The 20,704-nt window shown below is 71.6% G+C and carries 15 protein-coding genes; 11 read left to right on the forward strand and 4 right to left on the reverse strand.

The features are described from left to right. Window positions 1–202 precede the first annotated feature (202 nt). The gene (locus tag ACRYM0_RS15410; RefSeq protein WP_432506555.1) at window positions 203–1,330 is read right to left on the reverse strand and encodes a LacI family DNA-binding transcriptional regulator; all 1,128 of its coding nucleotides are present in this window, start codon (window positions 1,328–1,330) and stop codon (window positions 203–205) included. 378 nt (window positions 1,331–1,708) lie between these two features. On the opposite strand from ACRYM0_RS15410, the gene chvE reads away from it, so the two are divergent. From chvE to uvrB, 9 genes are all read left to right on the forward strand, one after another. Then, window positions 1,709–2,848: a multiple monosaccharide ABC transporter substrate-binding protein gene (gene chvE, locus ACRYM0_RS15415; protein ID WP_432506577.1), complete on the forward strand. Its 1,140-nt coding sequence runs from the start codon at window positions 1,709–1,711 to the stop codon at window positions 2,846–2,848. A 134-nt stretch (window positions 2,849–2,982) separates the two neighbouring features. Beyond that, complete coding sequence (gene mmsA, locus ACRYM0_RS15420) at window positions 2,983–4,569, forward strand: multiple monosaccharide ABC transporter ATP-binding protein (RefSeq protein WP_432506557.1); 1,587 nt, start codon at window positions 2,983–2,985, stop codon at window positions 4,567–4,569. A gap of 98 nt (window positions 4,570–4,667) precedes the next feature. Then, a complete protein-coding gene (gene mmsB, locus ACRYM0_RS15425) occupies window positions 4,668–5,816 on the forward strand; it encodes a multiple monosaccharide ABC transporter permease (protein WP_432506579.1) in 1,149 nt (382 codons plus the stop codon). Between the two features lie 218 nt (window positions 5,817–6,034). After that, entirely contained in the window at window positions 6,035–7,117 is a 1,083-nt protein-coding gene (locus tag ACRYM0_RS15430) for a sugar ABC transporter substrate-binding protein (protein ID WP_432506559.1), read from the forward strand. 80 nt (window positions 7,118–7,197) lie between these two features. Then, window positions 7,198–7,995 carry an ATP-binding cassette domain-containing protein gene (locus ACRYM0_RS15435; RefSeq protein WP_432506561.1) on the forward strand — a complete coding sequence of 266 codons (798 nt, stop codon included), beginning with the start codon at window positions 7,198–7,200 and terminating at the stop codon, window positions 7,993–7,995. 13 nt (window positions 7,996–8,008) lie between these two features. Further along, window positions 8,009–9,373 (forward strand): sugar ABC transporter permease, encoded by a 1,365-nt coding sequence (locus ACRYM0_RS15440; protein ID WP_432506563.1) that lies wholly within the window; start codon window positions 8,009–8,011, stop codon window positions 9,371–9,373. Between the two features lie 3 nt (window positions 9,374–9,376). After that, window positions 9,377–10,648, forward strand: coding sequence for an ROK family protein (locus tag ACRYM0_RS15445; protein ID WP_432506565.1), 1,272 nt, complete (start codon window positions 9,377–9,379; stop codon window positions 10,646–10,648). Window positions 10,649–10,822: 174 nt separating this feature from the next. Next, on the forward strand, window positions 10,823–11,935 hold the full coding sequence (gene coaE, locus ACRYM0_RS15450) for a dephospho-CoA kinase (RefSeq protein ID WP_432506567.1): 1,113 nt from the start codon (window positions 10,823–10,825) through the stop codon (window positions 11,933–11,935). 86 nt (window positions 11,936–12,021) lie between these two features. Continuing rightward, the gene (gene uvrB, locus ACRYM0_RS15455) at window positions 12,022–14,148 is read left to right on the forward strand and encodes an excinuclease ABC subunit UvrB (RefSeq protein ID WP_432506569.1); all 2,127 of its coding nucleotides are present in this window, start codon (window positions 12,022–12,024) and stop codon (window positions 14,146–14,148) included. Window positions 14,149–14,182: 34 nt separating this feature from the next. On the opposite strand, the gene ACRYM0_RS15460 is transcribed toward uvrB, so the two are convergent. Further along, complete coding sequence (locus ACRYM0_RS15460; RefSeq protein WP_432506571.1) at window positions 14,183–14,710, reverse strand: MarR family winged helix-turn-helix transcriptional regulator; 528 nt, start codon at window positions 14,708–14,710, stop codon at window positions 14,183–14,185. Between the two features lie 176 nt (window positions 14,711–14,886). On the opposite strand from ACRYM0_RS15460, the gene uvrA reads away from it, so the two are divergent. Then, window positions 14,887–17,847, forward strand: coding sequence for an excinuclease ABC subunit UvrA (gene uvrA / locus ACRYM0_RS15465; protein ID WP_432506581.1), 2,961 nt, complete (start codon window positions 14,887–14,889; stop codon window positions 17,845–17,847). A 58-nt stretch (window positions 17,848–17,905) separates the two neighbouring features. Here uvrA and ACRYM0_RS15470 read toward each other — a convergent pair whose 3' ends face one another. Both ACRYM0_RS15470 and ACRYM0_RS15475 read right to left on the reverse strand, forming a co-directional pair. After that, on the reverse strand, window positions 17,906–18,811 hold the full coding sequence (locus tag ACRYM0_RS15470) for a tyrosine-type recombinase/integrase (RefSeq protein ID WP_432506573.1): 906 nt from the start codon (window positions 18,809–18,811) through the stop codon (window positions 17,906–17,908). Between the two features lie 840 nt (window positions 18,812–19,651). Continuing rightward, window positions 19,652–20,416 (reverse strand): nucleoside phosphorylase, encoded by a 765-nt coding sequence (locus tag ACRYM0_RS15475; protein ID WP_432506574.1) that lies wholly within the window; start codon window positions 20,414–20,416, stop codon window positions 19,652–19,654. 102 nt (window positions 20,417–20,518) lie between these two features. On the opposite strand from ACRYM0_RS15475, the gene ACRYM0_RS15480 reads away from it, so the two are divergent. Next, window positions 20,519–20,704: hypothetical protein (locus tag ACRYM0_RS15480; RefSeq protein WP_432506576.1), on the forward strand; the 186-nt coding region annotated here is incomplete at its 3' end.

The following is a 20,704-nucleotide window of genomic DNA, read 5'->3' on the forward strand; positions in this document are numbered from 1 at the left end:
CCCCCCCCCCCCCCCCCCCCCCCCCCCCCCCCCCCCCCCCCCCCCCCCCCCCCCCCCCCCCCCCCCCCCCCCCCCCCCCCCCCCCCCCCCCCCCCCCCCCCCCCCCCCCACCGCAGCACCAGCACGCACGAGGGCCCCGACCGCTCCAGCAGCGGCCGGGGCCCTCGTGCGTGCCGGCTCCGCGGTGCGCGCGGTGCCAGGCTCAGGGAGCTCCGGTGGTGGGGGAGGGGGGCAGCGGCTCACGCACCCCACCGCGTCCACCACGCACCGGACCCACCGGACCGGACGGCTCCGCGCCCGCGGGCGGCGGACCCGTGCTGGCCCGCACGACCAGCGCGGGGTGGAGCGGTCCGGGCTCGACCACCCGGCGGGCCAGCCGCCCCAGCAGCACCCGCACGCACCGCCGGCCGATCTCCGTGAAGTCCTGGTGCACCGTCGTCAGCGGCGGGTTGAGGTAGGCCGCCTCCGGGACGTCGTCGAACCCCACCACGCTCACGTCGCCGGGCACCGACAGCCCGCTCTCCGTGACCGCCCGCACCACCCCGACGGCCATGTGGTCGTTGCCGCAGAACACCGCGGTGGCGCCGGCGGCCAGCACCTCACGGCCCGCCCGGTAACCCGAGGCCGCCGTCCAGTCCCCGCGCACGGGCCGCGGGACCACCCGCATCGCCTCCACCAGCGCCGTGCGCCACCCGGTCGACCGGGCCCGGGACTCGGCCCAGTCCACCGGACCACCCACGTGGTGCACGGTGCGGTGGCCCAGCTCCAGCAGGTGCTCGGTCACCCGGCGCGCCGCGGCCACCTCCCCCCAGTACGCGTCCGGCACACCCGCACCGTCCAGCCCGGGCGCCTGCACGCACGGGAAGGCCGCGCTCGCCGCCGCGACGGCCGCCTGGGAGGCGTCCTCGGGGACCACGGCGATGGCGCCGTCGACCGACTGCCCGCGCAGCTCCTGGAACGCCTCCTCGACCGTCGCGGGCAGCAGGTCGCTGACCATGACGACCGTGACGGAGTACCCCGCGGCACGAGCGGCTTCCTGCACCCCCACCAGGGTCAGCGCCGGCCCGTACAGGGAGGTGCTGGCCGCCACCACGCCGATGCGGTGCGAACGCCGGGTCACCAGGGCCCGGGCAGCCGCGTTCGGCTGGTACCCCAGTTCCGCGATGGCCTGCTCGACGCGTTCCCTGGTCCGCCGGGCCACCGAGCCGGAGCCGCGGACGACCCGCGAGACGGTCTGCTGCGACACGCCCGCGAGCTCTGCGACGTCCGCCAGCACCGGTGTCCGCGGGCCCTCTGCCGGCGTCGGCGCCGGGTCTGGAGGAGGACTCATTCTGCGTTTCCTGCCTGTGGCCGTGCGGGGCACGGGGGAGCGGGGGATCGGGCCGGCCCAGGACGTCCACGTGTGGGGCCGGGAGCACCCGCCGAACCGGCGGGCGCGTCGCCCGGAACCGTCAGGGTAGCTCAGCGACGACGGTGCGCGCCCGGCCCGGACCCGCTGTGCGCCACCGTTGCTCCCGATGGGGGAACGGCTTGACTGCCCAGACTGCTAACGTTAACAATGTTCGACGTCCAACCGCTTGCTGCTGTTGAACGGGACGAGGAAGCCCGGCGAGCACGCGGTCACCACGCCACCAGTTGGCACCCTAGAACACACGTCGCGAACCGCCCGCGTTCCGACGCTCACGAGGTACAGAGGAGTTCCGCCGTGATCACTCGTCGCTACCTGGCCGCCTTCGCCGCCGGCCTGGCCCTGACCGTCTCCGCCTGCGGCGGTGAGGGCGCCGGCTCCGGGACCTCCGGTTCTGGCGGCGCATCCGACGGTGACGTCACCGTCGGCGTGGCGATGCCGACCCAGACGTCCGAGCGCTGGATCGCCGACGGCAACAACGTCAAGGCGGGTCTGGAGGAGGCCGGCTACGCGGTCGACCTGCAGTACGCCAACGACGACATCCCCACCCAGTCGCAGCAGATCGACCAGCTCATCACCAAGGGCGTCGACCTCCTCGTCGTCGCCGCGATCGACGGCACCGCGCTGAGCAGCCAGCTCGCCGCCGCTGCGGCCGCCGACATCCCGGTCATCTCCTACGACCGCCTCATCCGCGGCAGCGGTGACGTCGACTTCTACGTCTCCTTCGACAACTACAACGTCGGGGTGCAGCAGGGGACCTCGCTGCTGACGGGCCTGGGCCTGCTCAACGAGGACGGTTCCGCCGGAACCGCCACCGGCCCCTTCAACGTCGAGCTGTTCGCCGGTTCCCTGGACGACAACAACGCACAGTTCTTCTGGAACGGCGCGATGGACACCATCCAGCCGTTCATCGACTCCGGCCAGGTCGTCGTCAAGTCCGGCCAGACCACGATCGACCAGGCCGCCATCCTGCGCTGGCAGCAGGAGACCGCGCAGAAGCGCATGGAGGACCTGCTCACCTCGGCCTACAACGACGGCAGCAACGTCGACGGCGTGCTGTCGCCCTACGACGGCATCTCCCGAGGCATCATCACCGCGCTGCAGAACGCCGGCTACGGCGGCGCCGACAAGCCCATGCCGGTCATCACCGGCCAGGACGCCGAGATCGCCTCCGTCAAGCTCATCAACGACGGCGTGCAGTACTCCACCATCTTCAAGGACACCCGCAAGCTCGCCGAGCAGGCCGTGACCGCCGCCGAGGCGATGCTCGCCGGCGAGGAGCCCGAGGCCAACGACACCACCACGTACGACAACGGTGTGAAGGTCGTCCCGGCCTACCTGCTGGAGTCCCAGATCGTCACCAAGGACAACATCGTCGAGACCCTGGTGGACACCGAGTACTACAGCCAGGCCGAGGTCGACACCGGCCAGGCCGGCTGACCTCCCGCTGGTCCGTGCCCCGTCCCCGTCGCGCTCCGCGGCGGGGACGGGGCACGCCCCGAACACACCCCCACCCCACCGCGGGCGCTGCTGAGCGCCCGCACGGTTCCCCGAGCGAGGACGACGGCGCGCCGATGACCGAGAACATCCTGGAAATGCGTTCCATCACCAAGACCTTCCCCGGCGTGAAGGCGCTGTCCGACGTCTCGCTGTCGGTGCGACGCGGTGAGGTGCACGCCATCTGCGGCGAGAACGGCGCGGGCAAGTCCACCCTCATGAAGGTCCTGTCGGGCGTGTACCCGCACGGCACCTACGAGGGTGAGATCTTCTTCGACGGCGAGGTCTGCCGGTTCGGCGGCATCTCGGACAGCGAGAAGGCCGGCATCGCCATCATCCACCAGGAACTGGCGCTCGTGCCGTACCTGTCCATCGCCGAGAACCTCTTCCTGGGCAACGAGGTCAAGGGGCGCAGCGGCCTCATCGACTGGAACCGCGCCAACGGCGAGGCGTCCCGGCTGCTGGCTCGCGTGGGTCTCGACGAGAACCCCACGACCCCCATCGGCCAGCTCGGCGTCGGCAAGCAGCAGCTCGTCGAGATCGCCAAGGCGCTCAGCAAGGACGTCAAGCTGCTGATCCTTGACGAGCCGACCGCGGCGCTGAACGACAACGACTCCGAGCACCTGCTGGGCCTGCTGCGGCAGCTGCGCAGCGAGGGCATGACGAGCATCATGATCTCGCACAAGCTCAACGAGATCGAGTCCATCTCCGACGCGGTGACCATCATCCGCGACGGGCAGACGATCGAGACCCTCGACATGCGCGCCGACGCCGTCACCGAGGACCGCATCATCCGCGGCATGGTCGGCCGCGACCTGGACAGCAGGTACCCCGAGCGCGAGTCCCACCCCGGCGAGGAGGTGTTCCGCGTCGAGGGCTGGACCGTGGGGCACCCCACCCAGGACCGGCACGTCGTGGACGGGGCCGAGCTGTCCGTGCGGGCAGGGGAGGTCATCGGCATCGCGGGCCTCATGGGCGCCGGCCGCACCGAACTGGCGATGAGCGTGTTCGGCCGCTCCTACGGGCGCTACATCTCCGGGCAGCTCTACATGCACGGCAAGCCGATCCAGGCCCGCTCGGTGCGTGAAGCCATCAAGCACGGCATCGCCTACGCCACCGAGGACCGCAAGAAGTACGGCCTGAACCTCATCGACGACATCAAGCGGAACGTCTCCGCCGCGGCGCTGGGCAAGCTCGCCACCGCCGGTTTCGTGAACTCCCACGAGGAGATCCGCGTCGCCGAGGACAGCAAGCGCAGCATGAACATCAAGGCCCCCACCGTCATGGCGGTGACGGGCAAGCTGTCCGGCGGGAACCAGCAGAAGGTCGTCCTGTCGAAGTGGATCTACTCCGACCCGGAGGTCCTGATCCTCGACGAGCCGACCCGCGGCATCGACGTCGGCGCCAAGTACGAGATCTACACGATCATCAACCGCCTCGTGGCGGCGGGCAAGGCGGTCATCGTGATCTCCTCCGAACTGCCCGAGCTGCTGGGCATCTGCGACCGCATCTACACGCTCTCCGCAGGTCGCATCACCGGGCAGCTGCCCGCGAGCGAGGCGACGCAGGAGAGGCTCATGAGCCTCATGACCAAGGACAAGACGCCGGCGCGGGCCGGCGCGCACACCCCCTCCACCGACGATGACCAGGAGCACTCCGCATGAGCGGTACCGGCGACCTCCTCAAGAAGGGCACGGCTCCGGGGAGCCTGCCCGGCAGACCCCCCGCGCCGCGCACCGGCTCTGCGAACCCCTTCCGCGCGATGACGGGCAACCTGCGCGAGAGCGGCATCTACATCGCGTTCGTCGTCGTGGTGCTGCTGTTCGCCTTCCTCACCGACTGGTTGTCGCTGAGCCCGGGCAACATCACCAACATCGTCCTGCAGTACTCGTACGTGCTGGTCCTGGCGATCGGCATGGTCATCGTCATCGTCGCCGGCCACATCGACCTGTCGGTCGGTTCGGTGGTGGCGCTGACCGGAGCCGTCTCCGCGCAACTGGTGATCGGCTCGAGCCAGCCGTGGTGGGTCGGCGTGCTCGCCGCTCTGGCCGTGGGCCTCGCCATCGGCGCCTGGCAAGGGTTCTGGGTCGCCTTCGTCGGCATCCCCGCCTTCATCGTGACGCTGGCCGGCATGCTGCTGTTCCGCGGCCTGACGTACTACGTCCTGGACAACGTGTCGCTGTCGCCGTTCCCGGCGGAGTACAACGGGATCGCCACGGGCTTCATCCCCGCTCTGATGGGTGGTTACGGGTACGACGCGTTCACCCTGTTCATCGGTGCCCTGGCGGTGGCGGGCTACGCCGTCAGCCAGGTCCGCAACCGCCTGGCCCGGGTCCGCTACCAGCAGACCGTCGAGTCGATGGCGCTGTTCGTGCTGAAGATCGTCGCCGTCGCCGCCGTGGTGATGGCCTTCGCCTGGCAGCTGGCGAACAGCCGTGGCATGCCGATCGTCCTGATCATCCTCGCGGTCCTGATCCTGACCTACTCGATGATCATGAAGTCCTCGGTGTTCGGCCGCCAGGTGTACGCCATCGGCGGCAACCTCGCCGCGGCGCAGCTGTCCGGCGTGAACGTCCGGAGGGTCAACTTCTGGATCTTCGTGAACATGGGCTTCCTGGCCGCGGTGGCGGGCGTCATCTTCTCCTCGCGCTCCAACGGCGCCCAGCCCGGCGCCGGCAACAGCTTCGAGCTGGACGCCATCGCCGCGGCCTTCATCGGCGGAGCAGCCGTCACCGGCGGCGTCGGCAAGGTCACCGGCGCCATGATCGGCGGTCTCCTCGTCGGTGTGATCTCCAACGGCATGCAGCTGCTCGGCGTGGACCAGTCCCTCCAGCAGGTCATCAAGGGCCTGGTGCTGCTGCTGGCCGTGGCCTTCGACGTCTACAACAAGCGGCGCGGCGGGGTGCGCTGACGCGCTGACCCGACGCACCGCGGCGTGCGAGAGCCCGACCACCTCCCCGTGGTCGGGCACTCGCACGTCGCGCGCACGTCCGCCGGCCCCGGTGCCGGCGCGACCAGCGGTATCACGAGATGGTCACGGTCCTTCGCTTCCGGGCCCGGGGTCTATATGTTGGCGCGCACAACATACGTCCGGGGCAGTGCAGCTCCGGCAGATGCGAAGGAGCATCCATGCGCGTGCGACTCACCGCCCTGGCGGCCACCGGTGCCGCAGCCCTCCTTCTGGTCTCAGCCTGCGGCGAGTCCAGCGGCGGCGAAACCCCTGCGGGCGAATCCAGCGGCGGCCCGCAGGTCGGCGTGATCCTCCCGGACACCGAGTCGTCGGTGCGCTGGGAGTCCTTCGACCGCCCCCTGCTCCAGCAGGCCTTCGACGACGCCGGTGTCGAGGTGGACATCCAGAACGCCCAGGGCGACGCGGCCGCCATGCAGACGATCGCCGACCAGATGATCACCCAGGGCGTCGCCGTCCTCGCCATCGCCAACCTCGACTCCGCTTCCGGAGCCGCCATCCAGAGCCGCGCCGAGCAGGCCGGCGTGCAGACCATCGACTACGACCGCCTCACCCTGGGCGGCTCCGCGAACTACTACGTCTCGTTCGACAACACCCGCGTCGGCGAGCTCCAGGGCGAGGGTCTGCAGCAGTGCCTCGGCGCCGGACCGAAGAACATCGCCTACCTCAACGGCTCGCCCGACGACAACAACGCCACCCTGTTCTCGCAGGGCGCCCACAGCGTCCTCGACCAGGTCAGCGACTACACCGTCGTGGCCGAGCAGGCGGTCCCGGACTGGAGCAACCAGCAGGCCGCCACCATCTTCGAGCAGATGCTCACCCAGCAGGGCGGCGCCATCGACGGCGTCCTCGCCGCCAACGACGGCCTCGGCAACGCCGCCATCTCCATCCTGGCGCGCAACGGCCGCGCCGGGCAGGTGCCCGTCACCGGCCAGGACGCCACCACCCAGGGCCTGCAGAACATCCTCGCCGGCACCCAGTGCATGACGGTCTACAAGCCCGTCGCCGAGGAGGCCAACGCCCTCGCCGACATCGCCATCGCGCTGGTCAACGGGGAAGAGCCCGAGACGACGGGCACCGTGCGTGACGAGGAGGGCGGCCGCGACGTCGAGTCCGTCCTCCTCGAGCCGGAGGCCGTCTTCCGCGACAACGTCAAGACGGTCGTCGACGACGGGTTCGTCAGCGCCGAGGACCTGTGCACCGGCGAGTTCGCCACGGCCTGCTCCGAGCTCGGCATCTCCTGACCCTCGCCGCGGGGCCTGCACCGGCACCCCGGTGCAGGCCCCGCGGCACCGACCGCCCCGGGGTGCCCGGAGGAGGAACCATGACCCAGACCACCTCGACGGGAGACAGCCCGATGCTGTCCCTGCGCGGCATCGACAAGAGCTTCGGCGCGGTGCAGGTCCTGCACGGCGTCGACCTGGACGTGCGCGCCGGCGAGGTCACCGCCCTCGTGGGCGACAACGGAGCCGGCAAGTCCACGCTCGTCAAGTGCATCGCCGGCATCTACACCACCGACGCCGGCGACTTCTTCTTCGAGGGCCGGCGGGTGCACGTCCACGGGCCCAGGGACACCGCCGAACTCGGCATCGAGGTCGTCTACCAGGACCTCGCCCTGTGCGACAACCTCGACATCGTCCAGAACATGTTCCTCGGGCGGGAGAAGCGCCGCGGCGTCCTGCTCGACGAACCCACCATGGAGGAGATGGCGCGCCAGACCCTGGCGAGCCTGTCCGTGCGCACCGTCCGTTCCGTGCGCCAGCTCGTCTCCAGCCTCTCCGGTGGCCAGCGCCAGACCGTGGCCATCGCCAAGGCCGTCCTGTGGAACTCGAAGGTCGTGCTGCTCGACGAGCCGACCGCGGCCCTCGGCGTCGCCCAGACCCGCCAGGTGCTGGACCTGGTCCGTCGCCTGGCCGACAACGGCCTGGGCGTCGTGCTCATCTCCCACAACCTCAACGACGTCTTCGAGGTCGCGGACAACATCACCGCGCTCTACCTCGGCCGCTCGGCCGCCACCGTGCGCACCCGCGACGTGACCAGCAGCCAGGTGGTGGAGCTCATCACCGCCGGCCGCTCCGGCGAGCTCGGCCTCGCACCCGAAACCCTGTCCGCGACCGCCTGAGGCGAAGGACCCCATGACCACCCCCAGCGAACCCCGGGCCGCTTCCCGGACACGGTCCGAGACCGGCGCCACCACCGCCGACGGCCCCGCCACCGAGGCCGAACGCATCCGCGAGCTCGCCCGCGCCACCGCCACCAGCGGTGAGAGCCCGATGGCCCGCCAGGCCGCCGAACCCGGTTTCGGCGAGGGTGTGCGCGCCTACCTCAACCGGCTGCGCGGTGGAGACATCGGCTCCCTCCCCGCCGTCCTCGGCCTCGTCGTCCTCTTCGTCCTCTTCGCCGTCCTGAGGCCGGGCACCTTCGCCACTGCCGGAAACATCGCCAACCTGCTCGTGCAGGCCTCGAGCATCATCGTCCTGGCGATGGGTTTGACCTTCGTGCTACTGCTGGGCGACATCGACCTCTCCGCGGGGGTCGCCGGCGGGGCTTCCGCGGCCGTCATGGCGCTCCTCTTCCGCGACCACGGGCTGCCCTGGTACCTGGGGCTGCTCGGTGCGCTGCTCACCGGCCTGGCGATCGGCACCCTCATCGGCCTGCTGGTCTCGCGCATCGGCATACCCTCCTTCGTGGTCACCCTCGCCTTCTTCCTCGGCGTGCAGGGCGTGACGCTGTGGCTCATCGGCGAGGGCGGCACCATCCCGGTGCGCGACCCCGTCATCGTCGCCATCGCGAACAGCAACGTGCCCGTCTGGCTGGGCTGGGTGCTGGCCGTCGCCGCCGCCGTCGCCTACGCGGCCGTCAGCTTCGGCCGCTGGGTCGGTCAGCGCCGCCGCGGCCTGAGCCGCGACAACATCGGGCTCGTGGTCCTGCGCGTCGCCGTCGTGCTGCTCGTGCTGCTCGTGCTCACCGCGATCCTCTCCCAGAACCGCGCCCGCGTGCCCAGCATCGTGCTCGCCGGCATCCCCTACTCCGTGCCCGTCATCGCGGTCCTGCTCGTCGTGCTCACCCTCGTGCTCGGGCGCACCGCGTACGGCCGCCACGTCTACGCGGTCGGTGGCAACCCCGAGGCGGCTCGCCGGGCGGGCATCTCGGTGCGCGGGGTCCGGTTGTCCGTCTTCATGATCGGCTCGACCCTGGCGGCGTTCTCCGGCGTCATCGACGCCTCCCGCTTGAACTCCGTCGCCCCCGGCTCCGGCGGCGGCAACACCCTGCTGCTCGGGGTGGGTGCCGCCGTCATCGGCGGCACCAGCCTCTTCGGCGGCAAGGGCAAGATCTCCAACGCCGTCATCGGCGGGCTGGTCATCGCCACCATCGCCAACGGCCTCGGCCTGCTCGGGCAGCGAGCCTTCGTCAACTACCTCGTCACGGGCGCCGTCCTGCTGCTCGCCGCAGCGGTCGACGCCACGTCCCGCCGGCGTCGCGCGTCCGCGGCCATCTGACCCGTGCTCGTGGCGACCCCGCGGGGCCGCGGCCAGGACGACGTCCGCCGGCACAACCTGGCGGCGCTGCTCGGGCTCGTGCACCGGTGGGGCGCCGCGACCCGGGCGGACGTGACCCGCTCGCTCCAGCTCAACCGTTCCACCGTCGGTGACCTCGTCGGCGTCCTCGTCGACGCCGGCCTGCTCGTCGAGGAGCGACCCGCCGACCTCACCCCCGGTCGCGTGGGCCGCCCCTCCCTCCAGGTGCGACCTCGCCCCGTCGCCACCGGCGGCACCTCCGTGCTCGCCGTGCAGGTCGACGTGCACGACCTGCAGGTCGTCCGCGTCGGCCTCGGCGGCACGGTCCTCGCCCGGTGGGGCAGCCCGACCAGCCCCACCGCCGGCCCCGAGGCCGTCGTGCAGCTCGTCGCCGACGCCGCTCGGCGCTTGTGCGGCCAGGACGCCCAGCACGTCGCGGGGATCGCCCTCGCCGTCCCCGGCACCGTCCACGCCGCCACCGGCGTCGTCGCCTCCGCACCCCACCTCGGCTGGCGCGAGGTACCGCTGCGAGACCTCGTCGCCGGGGTCCTCGCGACCCGCGGCGGGCTCGCCCTGCCCGTGCAGGTCGCCAACGACGCCGACCTCGGTCTCCTGGCCGAGCAGCGCCGCGGCGCTGCCGTCGACCACACCGACGTCGTCTACCTCAGCGGCACCCACGGGCTCGGCGGCGGGGTCCTCACCGGCGGGCACCCCCTGACCGGTCACCGCGGCTTCGGGGGAGAGGTGGGGCACATCGGCGTGGACCCCGCCGGCCGGGCCTGCCACTGCGGGAGTCGCGGCTGCTGGGAGGCCCAGGCGATGGCCGGTGCCTGGGCCGAGCTCTTCGAGCTGGACCCCGGGGCGCCCGACGTCGTGCAGCAGGTGCTGGCCCGCCTGCGTGCCGGTGGTGTCGTCTCCCGCCGCACGCGCGACAAGCTCTCGCGCAGCTTCGCCGGAGGGCTCGCCAGCCTCGTCAACGTCTTCGACCCCCAGGTCGTCCTGCTCGGCGACGGGCTGTGGCGCGAGCTGTGGCCCGAAGTGGCCGGCGACGTCCTGCCGTGGCTCGAGAGGTTCACCACCCCCGTGCTGCGCTCCCGGGTGGCGGTGCGCCCGGCCGGCCTGGGCCGCGACTCGACCCTCCTGGGGGCTGCGGAGCTGGCCTTCGCCCCTCTGCTGGCCGACCCCTTGGGGTCCCTAGCGGGGCGGTGGACGCCGGCGGGTCTCGTCGTGCCGGGGGAGCGCGGCGCGCAAGGGTGACTGCACCGGACCGCCGGCTCCCGTCGCGCAGCGACCGAGACGGCTCCGGGTCGTCGATCGTGACGGTGATTCAACGGAACTTTCGCTTATCGCGGGTAACGGATACGTAACCTCTGGATTCTGAAATTCAACCCTCAAAAGCCAGTAACTCAGAGACACGGATACTGTGCGCGAGTGCTGCGCGTGGGGCTGACCGGTGGGATCGGGGCGGGCAAGTCGACCGTCGCCCGGTTGCTGGCCCGTTGCGGGGCGGTCCTGGTCGACGCCGACGTGCTGGCCCGCGAGGTGGTGTCGCCCGGCACGCCGGGGTTGCGCGCCGTCGCGGAGCGCTTCGGGCCGCGGGTGCTGACCGCGACGGGGGAGCTCGACCGTGCCGCGCTCGGGCGGCTGGTGTTCTCCGACCCGGCTGCGAGGGCCGATCTCAACGCGCTGGTCCACCCGCTGGTGGCTGCCCGTCGTGAGGAGCTGGTGGCCGCGGCGCCTGCGCAGGCGGTCGTCGTCGAGGACGTCCCGCTGCTGGTGGAGACCGGTGCGGCGGCGCGCTTCCCGCTCGTGGTGGTCGTGCACGCCGACGTCGAGGAGCGGGTGCGGCGGCTGGTCGAGGACCGGGGCATGAGCCGGGACGACGCCCGGGCGCGGGTCGCGGCGCAGGCCGGCGATGACGAGCGGCTGGCCGCGGCCGACGTCGTGCTCGACAACGCGCGGCGCCCGGAGGGCGCGCCCGACCCGCTGCCCGCCCGGGTGGAGGAGCTGTGGAGCAGCCGGTTGGTGCCCTTCGAGCGGCACCTGCGCGAGCGCCGGCCGGCGCCGCTGCCGGCGTCCGTCGTGGTCGCGCCGGACCCCTCGTGGCCGGCTCAAGCCGCGCGCCTGGCCGCGCGGGTGGCCCGCGCCGCCGGGGTGCCGCAGCGCGACGTGGAGCACGTCGGACCCACCGCGGTGCGCGGTGCACCGGCGGTGGACGTGCTCGACCTGCAGCTGGCGGTCGACTCGCCCCCGGACGTGGAGGCGGTGGCCGACCCGCTGACCGAGTCGGGGTTCCCCGCGGTCCCGGGCGCACGGGTGCGGCCGGACGCGCCCGCGGAGGCGCTGCACGCCTCGGCCGACCCGGGGCGCCCGGCGCGGCTGCTGGTGCGGGTGCGCGGCTCCGAGAGCTGGCGGCGGGAGCTGCTGCTGCGTGACTGGGCGCGTGCCGTCGCGCCGTCCGCCCGCAGCGCCGTGGGTGGACCCGGTTCACTGGCCGCCGCGCGGGAGTGGGCCGTGCGCACCGGCTGGAGCGCTCCGGGGTGAGCGTGCGCCGTGCAGCCGGTGGCCGCAGTCGTTCGCTGCGGGCGTGACCAGGGGCTCGTGTCGGAGCGCCGACCTACAGTGGGCGCATGCGGCCCACGACTGACATCCAGCGACGGGTGGCCCCCTTCGAGGTGGTCTCCGAGTTCGCCCCCTCCGGCGACCAGCCGGCCGCGATCGCCGAGCTGGCCCGCCGCGTGCAGGCGGGGGAGAAGGACGTGGTGCTGCTGGGGGCGACCGGCACGGGCAAGTCGGCGACCACCGCGTGGCTCATCGAGCAGGTGCAGCGTCCCACCCTGGTGATGGCGCCCAACAAGACGCTGGCGGCGCAGCTGGCCAACGAGTTCCGCGAGCTGCTGCCGAACAACGCGGTGGAGTACTTCGTCTCCTACTACGACTACTACCAGCCCGAGGCGTACGTGCCGCAGTCGGACACGTACATCGAGAAGGACTCCTCGATCAACGACGAGGTGGAGCGGTTGCGCCACTCGGCGACGAACTCGCTGCTGACGCGCCGCGACGTCGTGGTGGTCGCCACCGTGTCGTGCATCTACGGGCTGGGCACGCCGCAGGAGTACGTGGACCGCATGGTCACGCTGCGGGTCGGCGAGAGCATGGACCGGGACGACCTGCTGCGGAAGTTCGTGGGCATGCAGTACACCCGCAACGACATGGCCTTCACGCGCGGCACGTTCCGCGTGCGGGGGGACACCGTGGAGATCATCCCCCAGTACGAGGAGCACGCGCTGCGCGTGGAGTTCTTCGGCGACGAGATCGACAAGCTCTACACGCTGAACCCGCTGACGGGGGAGGTGCTGCGCGAGGAGGAGATGGTCCACGTCTTCCCCGCCTCGCACTACGTCGCCGGGCCGGAGCGCCTGGAGCGGGCCATCGGCACGATCGAGGCGGAGCTGGCCGAGCGGCTGGCGGAGCTGGAACAGCAGGGCAAGCTGCTGGAGGCCCAGCGGCTGCGGATGCGCACGACGTACGACATCGAGATGCTGCGCCAGGTCGGCACGTGCTCCGGGGTGGAGAACTACTCCCGGCACATGGACGGCCGGGAGCCGGGCTCGGCGTCGAACACGCTGCTGGACTACTTCCCCGAGGACTTCCTGCTCGTCATCGACGAGTCGCACGTGACGGTCCCGCAGATCGGGGCGATGTACGAGGGGGACGCCTCGCGCAAGCGCACGCTGGTGGACTTCGGCTTCCGCCTGCCCAGTGCGATGGACAACCGCCCGCTGCGCTGGGAGGAGTTCCTGGAGCGGGTCGGGCAGACGGTGTACCTGTCGGCGACGCCCGGCCCGTACGAGCTGTCCCGCGGCGACGGGGTGGTGGAGCAGATCATCCGGCCGACGGGTCTGGTGGACCCGCAGGTGGTGGTCAAGCCGACCAAGGGGCAGATCGACGACCTGCTGCACGAGGTGCGGGCGCGGGCCGAGCGCGACGAGCGGGTCCTGGTGACGACCCTGACGAAGAAGATGGCCGAGGACCTCACCGACTACCTCCTGGACCAGGGGGTGCGGGTGCGGTACCTGCACTCCGACATCGACACGCTGCGGCGGGTGGAGCTGCTGCGGGAGCTGCGCCAGGGCGAGTACGACGTGCTGGTGGGGATCAACCTGCTGCGCGAGGGGCTGGACCTGCCCGAAGTGTCGCTGGTGGCGATCCTGGACGCCGACAAGGAGGGCTTCCTGCGGTCGGCGACCTCGCTGATCCAGACGATCGGCCGCGCGGCCCGCAACGTCTCCGGTCAGGTGCACATGTACGCCGACACGATCACCCCGTCGATGGAGAAGGCGATCGAGGAGACGAACCGCCGGCGGGAGAAGCAGGTCGCGTACAACCGCGAGCGCGGTGTGGACCCGATGCCGCTGCGCAAGCGCATCGCCGACATCACCGACCTCATCGCCCGCGAGGACGCCGACACCTCCGCGCTCCTGGCTGCGCAGGGGGGCAGCGGCCGGTCGCAGTCGCGGGGCAAGGCCCCGGTGCCGGCCCGGGGGGCCAAGGGGGCGTCGGTGGGTCGCGAGGTGGGCCCGGAGCCGCGTGGGTCGATGCCGCAGGCGGACCTGGCCGACCTCATCCAGCAGCTGAGCGAGCAGATGCGTTCGGCGGCCGCGGAGCTGCAGTTCGAGCTGGCGGCGCGGTTGCGCGACGAGATCGGTGACCTGAAGAAGGAGCTGCGGGGGATGCGGGCGGCGCAGGGCGCCTGAGGCCGAGCGGCGGCCGGGGCGGCTGAGCGGCGCCTCAGTCGCCCAGTGGGGCCACGAGCGGGACCGGGGACACGCTGCCGGTGGCGGTCAGGTGCTGCAGGAGGGTCTCGCTGATGCGGCGCAGCTGCAGCTGCTGCTCGGCGTCGAGCTGGTCGAACAGCAGCTCGCGGACGGTCTCCACGTGCGCGGGGGCCGCGGCCTGCAGGGCCTTCAGGCCTTGGTCGGTCAGGACGGCGTTGAAGCCGCGCCCGTCGGTGGCGCACGCCTCGCGGCGGATCCAGCCGCGCTCCTCCATGCGTGCGACGGCGTGCGAGACGCGGCTGCGCGAGGACAGCGAGGAGTCGGCGAGCTCGCTCATGCGCAGCGAGCGCCCGGGGGCCTCGGACAGGCGCACGAGCATCTCGTAGTAGGTGTGGACCACGCCGGAGTCGTGCTGCAGCTGGCGGTCGACCCGGTCCATGAGCAGCTGCACGGCTGCGAGGAAGCCGCGCCAGGTGCGCTGCTCGTCGGGGTCGAGCCAGCGGGGAGCGGTCGTGGTGGGGTCGGTGTCGGCGGGGGCCATGCAGCCAGAGTAGTCGTCACCTTCAACTACCGTCGTCCTCCCATCGGACGATCCCCGGCGGGCGTGCTGGGCGCAGCGGTCGGCCGGGTGGTCGGCGGGCGGTGTCGGAGGCGGCGCCTAGGGTTGGGCCCGTGGCCTCTCGCACCCCCTCCAGCGGCTCCTCCCGCTCCAGCAGCATGTCCCGCCGCACCACCCGTGCCGCGGCGGGCACCGCCACCCGGCCGGTGGCCACTGCCGCCGTCAGCTCCGACCGCCTGGTGGTGCGCGGGGCGCGCGAGCACAACCTGAAGAACGTGTCGGTCGACCTGCCGCGCGACAGCCTGGTGGTCTTCACGGGGCTGTCGGGGTCGGGGAAGTCGTCCCTGGCCTTCGACACGATCTTCGCCGAGGGGCAGCGCCGTTACGTGGAGTCGCTGTCGGCCTACGCGCGCCAGTTCCTGGGGCAGATGGACAAGCCCGACGTGGACTTCATCGAGGGGTTGTCGCCAGCGGTCTCGATCGACCAGAAGTCGACCTCGCGCAACCCCCGCTCCACGGTGGGGACGATCACCGAGGTGTACGACTACCTGCGCCTGCTGTTCGCGCGGGCGGGGCGCCCGCACTGCCCGGTGTGCGGGGAGCCGGTGGGCCGGCAGACGCCGCAGCAGATCGTGGACCAGCTGCTGGAGCTGGAGGTGGGGACGCGCTTCCAGGTGCTGGCGCCGGTGGTGCGCGACCGCAAGGGCGAGTACGCGGACCTCTTCCGCGAGCTGCAGTCGAAGGGCTTCGCGCGGGCCCGGGTGGACGGTGAGGTCGTCGGGCTGGACAGCCCGCCCACGCTGCAGAAGAAGCTCAAGCACACCATCGAGGTGGTGGTCGACCGTCTGGTGGTCAAGGACGGCGTCAAGCGGCGCCTGACGGACTCGGTGGAGACCGCTCTGGTGCTCTCGGGCGGGCTGCTGGTGGCCGACCTGGTGGACGTGGAGGGGCCGGCCGGCGAGCGCCGCTTCTCGGAGAAGATGGCGTGCCCGAACGAGCACCCGCTGGACGTGGACGAGATCGAGCCGCGTTCGTTCTCGTTCAACGCGCCCTTCGGGGCGTGCCCGGAGTGCACGGGCATCGGGACCCAGCTGGAGGTGGACCCGGACCTGGTGGTGCCGGACGAGGACCTCACGCTGGCCGAGGGGGCGATCGCGCCGTGGGCGAGCGCGTCGGCGGACTACTTCCAGCGCCTGATGACGGCGCTGGCCGACGACCTGTCCTTCTCGATGGACACGCCGTGGCGGGCTCTGCCCAAGCGGGCCAAGGACGCCTTGCTGCACGGCAAGGACCACGAGGTGCAGGTGCGCTACCGCAACCGGTGGGGTCGTGAGCGCCAGTACTCCACGGGCTTCGAGGGCGTGATCCCGTTCGTGAAGCGCCGGCACGGGGAGACGGAGTCGGACTGGAGCAAGGAGCGCTACGAGGGGTACATGCGGCAGACGCCGTGCCCGGTGTGCCGGGGGGCGCGGCTGAAGCCGTCGATCCTGGCGGTGAAGGTGGGGGGGATGTCGATCGCGGACGTGTGCGCCCTGCCGATCGACGAGTGCGCGCGCTTCCTGGACGCGGTGCAGCTGACGGCGCGGGAGAAGAAGATCGCCGCTCAGGTCGTCAAGGAGATCCAGGCGCGGCTGGGGTTCCTGCTGGACGTGGGGCTGGACTACCTCTCGCTGGACCGGCCGGCGGGCACGTTGTCGGGTGGTGAGGCGCAGCGCATCCGGCTGGCCACGCAGATCGGGTCGGGTCTGGTGGGGGTGCTGTACGTGCTGGACGAGCCGAGCATCGGGTTGCACCAGCGCGACAACCGGCGCCTGATCGACACGCTGACGCGCCTGCGGGACCTGGGCAACACGTTGATCGTCGTGGAGCACGACGAGGACACGGTGCGGGTGGCGGACTGGGTGGTGGACTTCGGCCCGGGCGCCGGTGAGCGCGGCGGTCAGATCGTGCACTCCGGGGACGTGGAGGGCCTGCTGGCCAACCCGAAGTCGCTGACGGGGCAGTACCTGTCCGGTGCGCGCAGCATCGAGGTGCCGGCGCAGCGGCGCCCGGTGGACCCGGCGCGGACCCTGGTGGTCAGCGGGGCGCGCGAGCACAACCTCAAGGACGTCACGGTGGAGTTCCCGCTGGGTTGCCTGGTGGCGGTGACGGGGGTGTCGGGGTCGGGGAAGTCGACGCTGGTCAACGACATCCTGTACACGGTGCTGGCGAACAAGCTCAACGGTGCGCGGCGGGTCCCCGGTCGGCACAAGTCGGTCCAGGGTCTGGAGCACCTGGACAAGGTCGTGCACGTGGACCAGAGCCCGATCGGTCGCACTCCGCGCAGCAACCCGGCGACGTACACGGGGGTGTTCGACCACATCCGCAAGCTGTTCGCGTCGTCGCCGGAGGCGAAGCTGCGCGGTTACCAGCCGGGGCGGTTCTCGTTCAACGTCAAGGGTGGGCGGTGCGAGGCGTGCTCGGGTGACGGCACGTTGAAGATCGAGATGAACTTCCTGCCGGACGTGTACGTGCCGTGCGAGGTGTGCCACGGGGCGCGGTACAACCGCGAGACGCTGGAGGTGCACTTCAAGGGCAAGACGATCGCCGAGGTGCTGGACATGCCGATCGAGGAGGCGAAGGACTTCTTCTCCGCGGTGCCGGCGATCTCGCGGTACATGGGCACGTTGACGGAGGTGGGGCTGGGGTACGTGCGGTTGGGGCAGCCGGCGACGACCCTGTCCGGTGGTGAGGCGCAGCGGGTGAAGCTGGCGGCGGAGCTGCAGCGGCGCTCGAACGGGCGCACGATCTACGTGCTGGACGAGCCGACCACGGGGTTGCACTTCGAGGACATCCGCAAGCTGCTGGGTGTGGTGCAGGGGCTGGTGGACAAGGGCAACAGCGTCCTGGTCATCGAGCACAACCTGGACGTCATCAAGAGCGCGGACTGGTTGGTGGACATGGGGCCGGAGGGTGGCGGTGGTGGTGGGGCGGTCGTGGCCACCGGCACCCCGGAGCAGGTGGCGGCCGACCCGTCCAGCCACACGGGGCGGTTCCTGGCTGAGCTGCTGGGCACGGCGCAGGTCCCGCCGCGGCGTCGGCCGGCGGCGAGGCGCAAGGTGCCGGCGCAGGTGGGCTGAGCGCTCCCGTGGCAGCCGGAGGGCAGCGGGGGTGCGGTGCTCCCCGGTGCCCCGGGCGTCAGCCGCCGGTCGTGGTGCGCAGGTCGTGCAGGGCGGTGTAGGTGGAGCTGCCGGCGGCTGCGGAGCGCAGTTCGTGGGCGGTGGCGTCGATGTACTGCTGCGAGGTGGTCAGGCTCTGGTGGCCCAGCAGCCGCATGACCTCCACGGCGCTGGCTCCGGCGGCGACGACGCGGGTGGCGAAGGTGTGCCGCAACGCGTGCACGAGCGCTCCGCGCTGGACGCGGTCGCCGATGCCGGCGGCGCGGTAGCAGGAGCGCACGAGGTACTGCAGCTGGTCGCGGGTGAGGGGACGTTCCCGGGTGTCGACGAACAGGGCGGCGTCCAGGGGTAGGGCGCGGGGGCGGGGGAAGCGCTGCCGGCGGGTGGTGAGGTAGGTGTCCACGAGGTCGGCGAGCGCGGGTTCGACGGGCACGCTGCGTTCGGTGTTGCCCTTGCCGAGCACCCGCAGCCGCTGCTCGCCGCGGGTGCCGACGAGGTCGCCGGTGCGCAGTCCGAGCAGTTCGGCGCTGCGCAGTCCGCTGACCAGCAGGGTGGCCAGGACGGCGAGGTCGCGTTCGGGCCAGGGGTCGCGGGCGGCGCGGCACCCGGCGGCGACGGCTCGCAGCAGGACCTCGGGGGTGTCCTCGCCGCGCAGCGGTTTGGGGCCCTGCCGGTCGGGGCGGGGGCGGTGCACCCCGGCCATGGGGTTGCCGGCCAGGGCGTCCTCGGCGACGAGGAAGTCGCACAGGCCGCTCCAGGTGGACCAGCAGCGGGCGATGGAGCTGCGGGCGTGGTCCAGGGAGAAGTCGGCGAACGCGACGCGCAGGACGGCGGTGGTGAGGTCGGCGACGACGGGGTCCTCGGTGCCGACGGCCCGGCGGATGCGGGGGAGCAGTGCGGCGATGTCGCGGCGTCGTGCTGCCACGGTGTGGGGAGAGTCCTTGCGGGGGAGTCGCGCCACTTCGTAGGCGTGCACGGCGGCTGTCAGGGACGTGCGGGAAGTCGCCGACTCGGGAACCCCGGGGAACAGGGGAGTCATGAGTTGATCGTAGCCGGCGGGGGAGTGGCGTGTCAAGCGAAACCATTGCAGCGCAACGGGTTTCGCTCATCGAACCGCATATTCCTCGTTATGCGGAAATCATGGGTACCTGTCGTGGCACCCGGTCCGGCAGGGCCGATCCGGTGCGGACGGTTCGCGGAGCTCGGTGGTCCACGAGGCGCGGTCGTCGGGCCGGACGTCTCGTCCGCGACTCGGAGCACCGCGGGCCCTGAGTCCGGAGGGTTTCACCGGGTCGGCGGGGAAGTTCGCCGGGTAGGCGGCGATCCGGCCGATCCGGCTCGACCGGCGCCGGCTCGACTCGTGCCGGATCGGCGAGCGGCTCGAGGTGTTCGGGTGGGCGCTCATCGGCGGCTGCGTCGCGATGTGCGTGACGGCCAGGTGTGCCGGCCGGGCCGCTGCGAGGTCGTGCGGGGTGTGTGGAGTGGTCGCCGTTCCGGGTGCACGACGAACGACGGTCCAGGTCCAGGTCCAGGTGCAGGTGCCGCGGAGGCGTCGGCCGCGGTGATCCGAGGAGCCTCGCGCCGCGTCAGTCAACGCCGATAATCCACATTATGTCATTTCAGTGGTCGAGAGGTGTCCCCTCGCGGCCGCACAGTTGTCCTGTCTCATCGGGTCTGTCCAGGTCTCATCCGATCTGTCCAACGCCTCGGACGTCTGTCCGAGATCAGCCCGAGGACGTTGGTGAGGCGCTGTGCTGCGCGGCCGTTAAGGGAACCGAAGGACGGCTTCGACCGCAAGCCAGAACAGATCGCGACGAGCCGAAGATGTGTGCCAGTGGCGGTCGTCCCACGTCTCGCCGCTGACGTCGTCGCCTGCGTACAGGTACTGTCCAAATGTCACGCCGCGATGGCGGGCGACAGCCAGGAAGGCTGCGGTCTCCATCTCCACCGTGATGCACCCTTCGCGGCGCCGGGCGGCGATCTTCGCCGTGGTCTCGCGGTAGGGCGCATCGGTCGTCCAGGTCTTGCCGACCGCGTAGGGCACGGCTCGTTCGTCGAGCACGGCACAGAGCGCAGCCGTCACAGCTGGGTCAGCGCTGACTTCGCGGCTGGCCGGCAGGTAGTGGTAGGACGTTCCTTCATCGCGAACTGCGGCATCAGGGACGACGACGTGCCCCAACGCGAGGCCGGGAACTACTGCACCTGCTCCGCCGCACGCGACGAACGTGCGACAGCCTGTTGCGATCGCCTGCTCGAACAGGCCGCAGGCCAGTGGCGCGCCGACGCCGGGGTGGAACACCGCCACCCGGCGCTCACCTACCTGGAGGCTGAACACCTGGTGGGTTCCGTGCTCCCACGTGAAGGTCGCGACGACTTCGGCGCGGCCATCGCCGCACACCTCGTCGATGACGTCGCGGAAGAAGCAGATGACCGCATGATCTGGGATCACACCCGACGTGGGCCCCGGCTCGGGGGCGATCAGCACCGCGGAGTCAGCGTCGAACTCGGTCAGTGGAACGTCCCAGGTCATACCGCATCCTTGCCGTGGTGCTCCTTCCTCAGCAACCGGGTTGCTAGTGGTCAGCTCGGGAAGTTCTTGATCACCTGATCTGCACGTTTCGCTACTGGGCTGGTGATCAAGCACGCGGCATCGTCGGTGGCCGTGGGTACAACACTTCCGACGATGCCGCGCACGGCGCAGACTATCGAGCAGCAACTGCACTACGTCGCCGCCCACCCCGGCGTGGCGCAGCGGCACGCCTTCCGCGCCCGAGTGGCGCTGGCAGCGCGCAGCAGGTCGCTGCGCGCAGTCGCAGCC

This window comes from Kineococcus arenarius subsp. arenarius (assembly GCF_050871845.1).
GTDB lineage: Bacteria > Actinomycetota > Actinomycetes > Actinomycetales > Kineococcaceae > Kineococcus.

Bases quoted from the DNA above. Each gene is read 5' to 3' on its own strand.
- ACRYM0_RS15410 (WP_432506555.1), bottom strand. From the start codon at position 1,330: ATGAGTCCTCCTCCAGACCCGGCGCCGACGCCGGCAGAGGGCCCGCGG.
- mmsA (WP_432506557.1), top strand. From the start codon at position 2,983: ATGACCGAGAACATCCTGGAAATGCGTTCCATCACCAAGACCTTCCCC.
- mmsB (WP_432506579.1), top strand. From the start codon at position 4,668: ATGACGGGCAACCTGCGCGAGAGCGGCATCTACATCGCGTTCGTCGTC.
- ACRYM0_RS15430 (WP_432506559.1), top strand. From the start codon at position 6,035: ATGCGCGTGCGACTCACCGCCCTGGCGGCCACCGGTGCCGCAGCCCTC.
- ACRYM0_RS15435 (WP_432506561.1), top strand. From the start codon at position 7,198: ATGACCCAGACCACCTCGACGGGAGACAGCCCGATGCTGTCCCTGCGC.
- ACRYM0_RS15440 (WP_432506563.1), top strand. From the start codon at position 8,009: ATGACCACCCCCAGCGAACCCCGGGCCGCTTCCCGGACACGGTCCGAG.
- uvrB (WP_432506569.1), top strand. From the start codon at position 12,022: ATGCGGCCCACGACTGACATCCAGCGACGGGTGGCCCCCTTCGAGGTG.
- ACRYM0_RS15460 (WP_432506571.1), bottom strand. From the start codon at position 14,710: ATGGCCCCCGCCGACACCGACCCCACCACGACCGCTCCCCGCTGGCTC.
- uvrA (WP_432506581.1), top strand. From the start codon at position 14,887: ATGTCCCGCCGCACCACCCGTGCCGCGGCGGGCACCGCCACCCGGCCG.
- ACRYM0_RS15475 (WP_432506574.1), bottom strand. From the start codon at position 20,416: ATGACCTGGGACGTTCCACTGACCGAGTTCGACGCTGACTCCGCGGTG.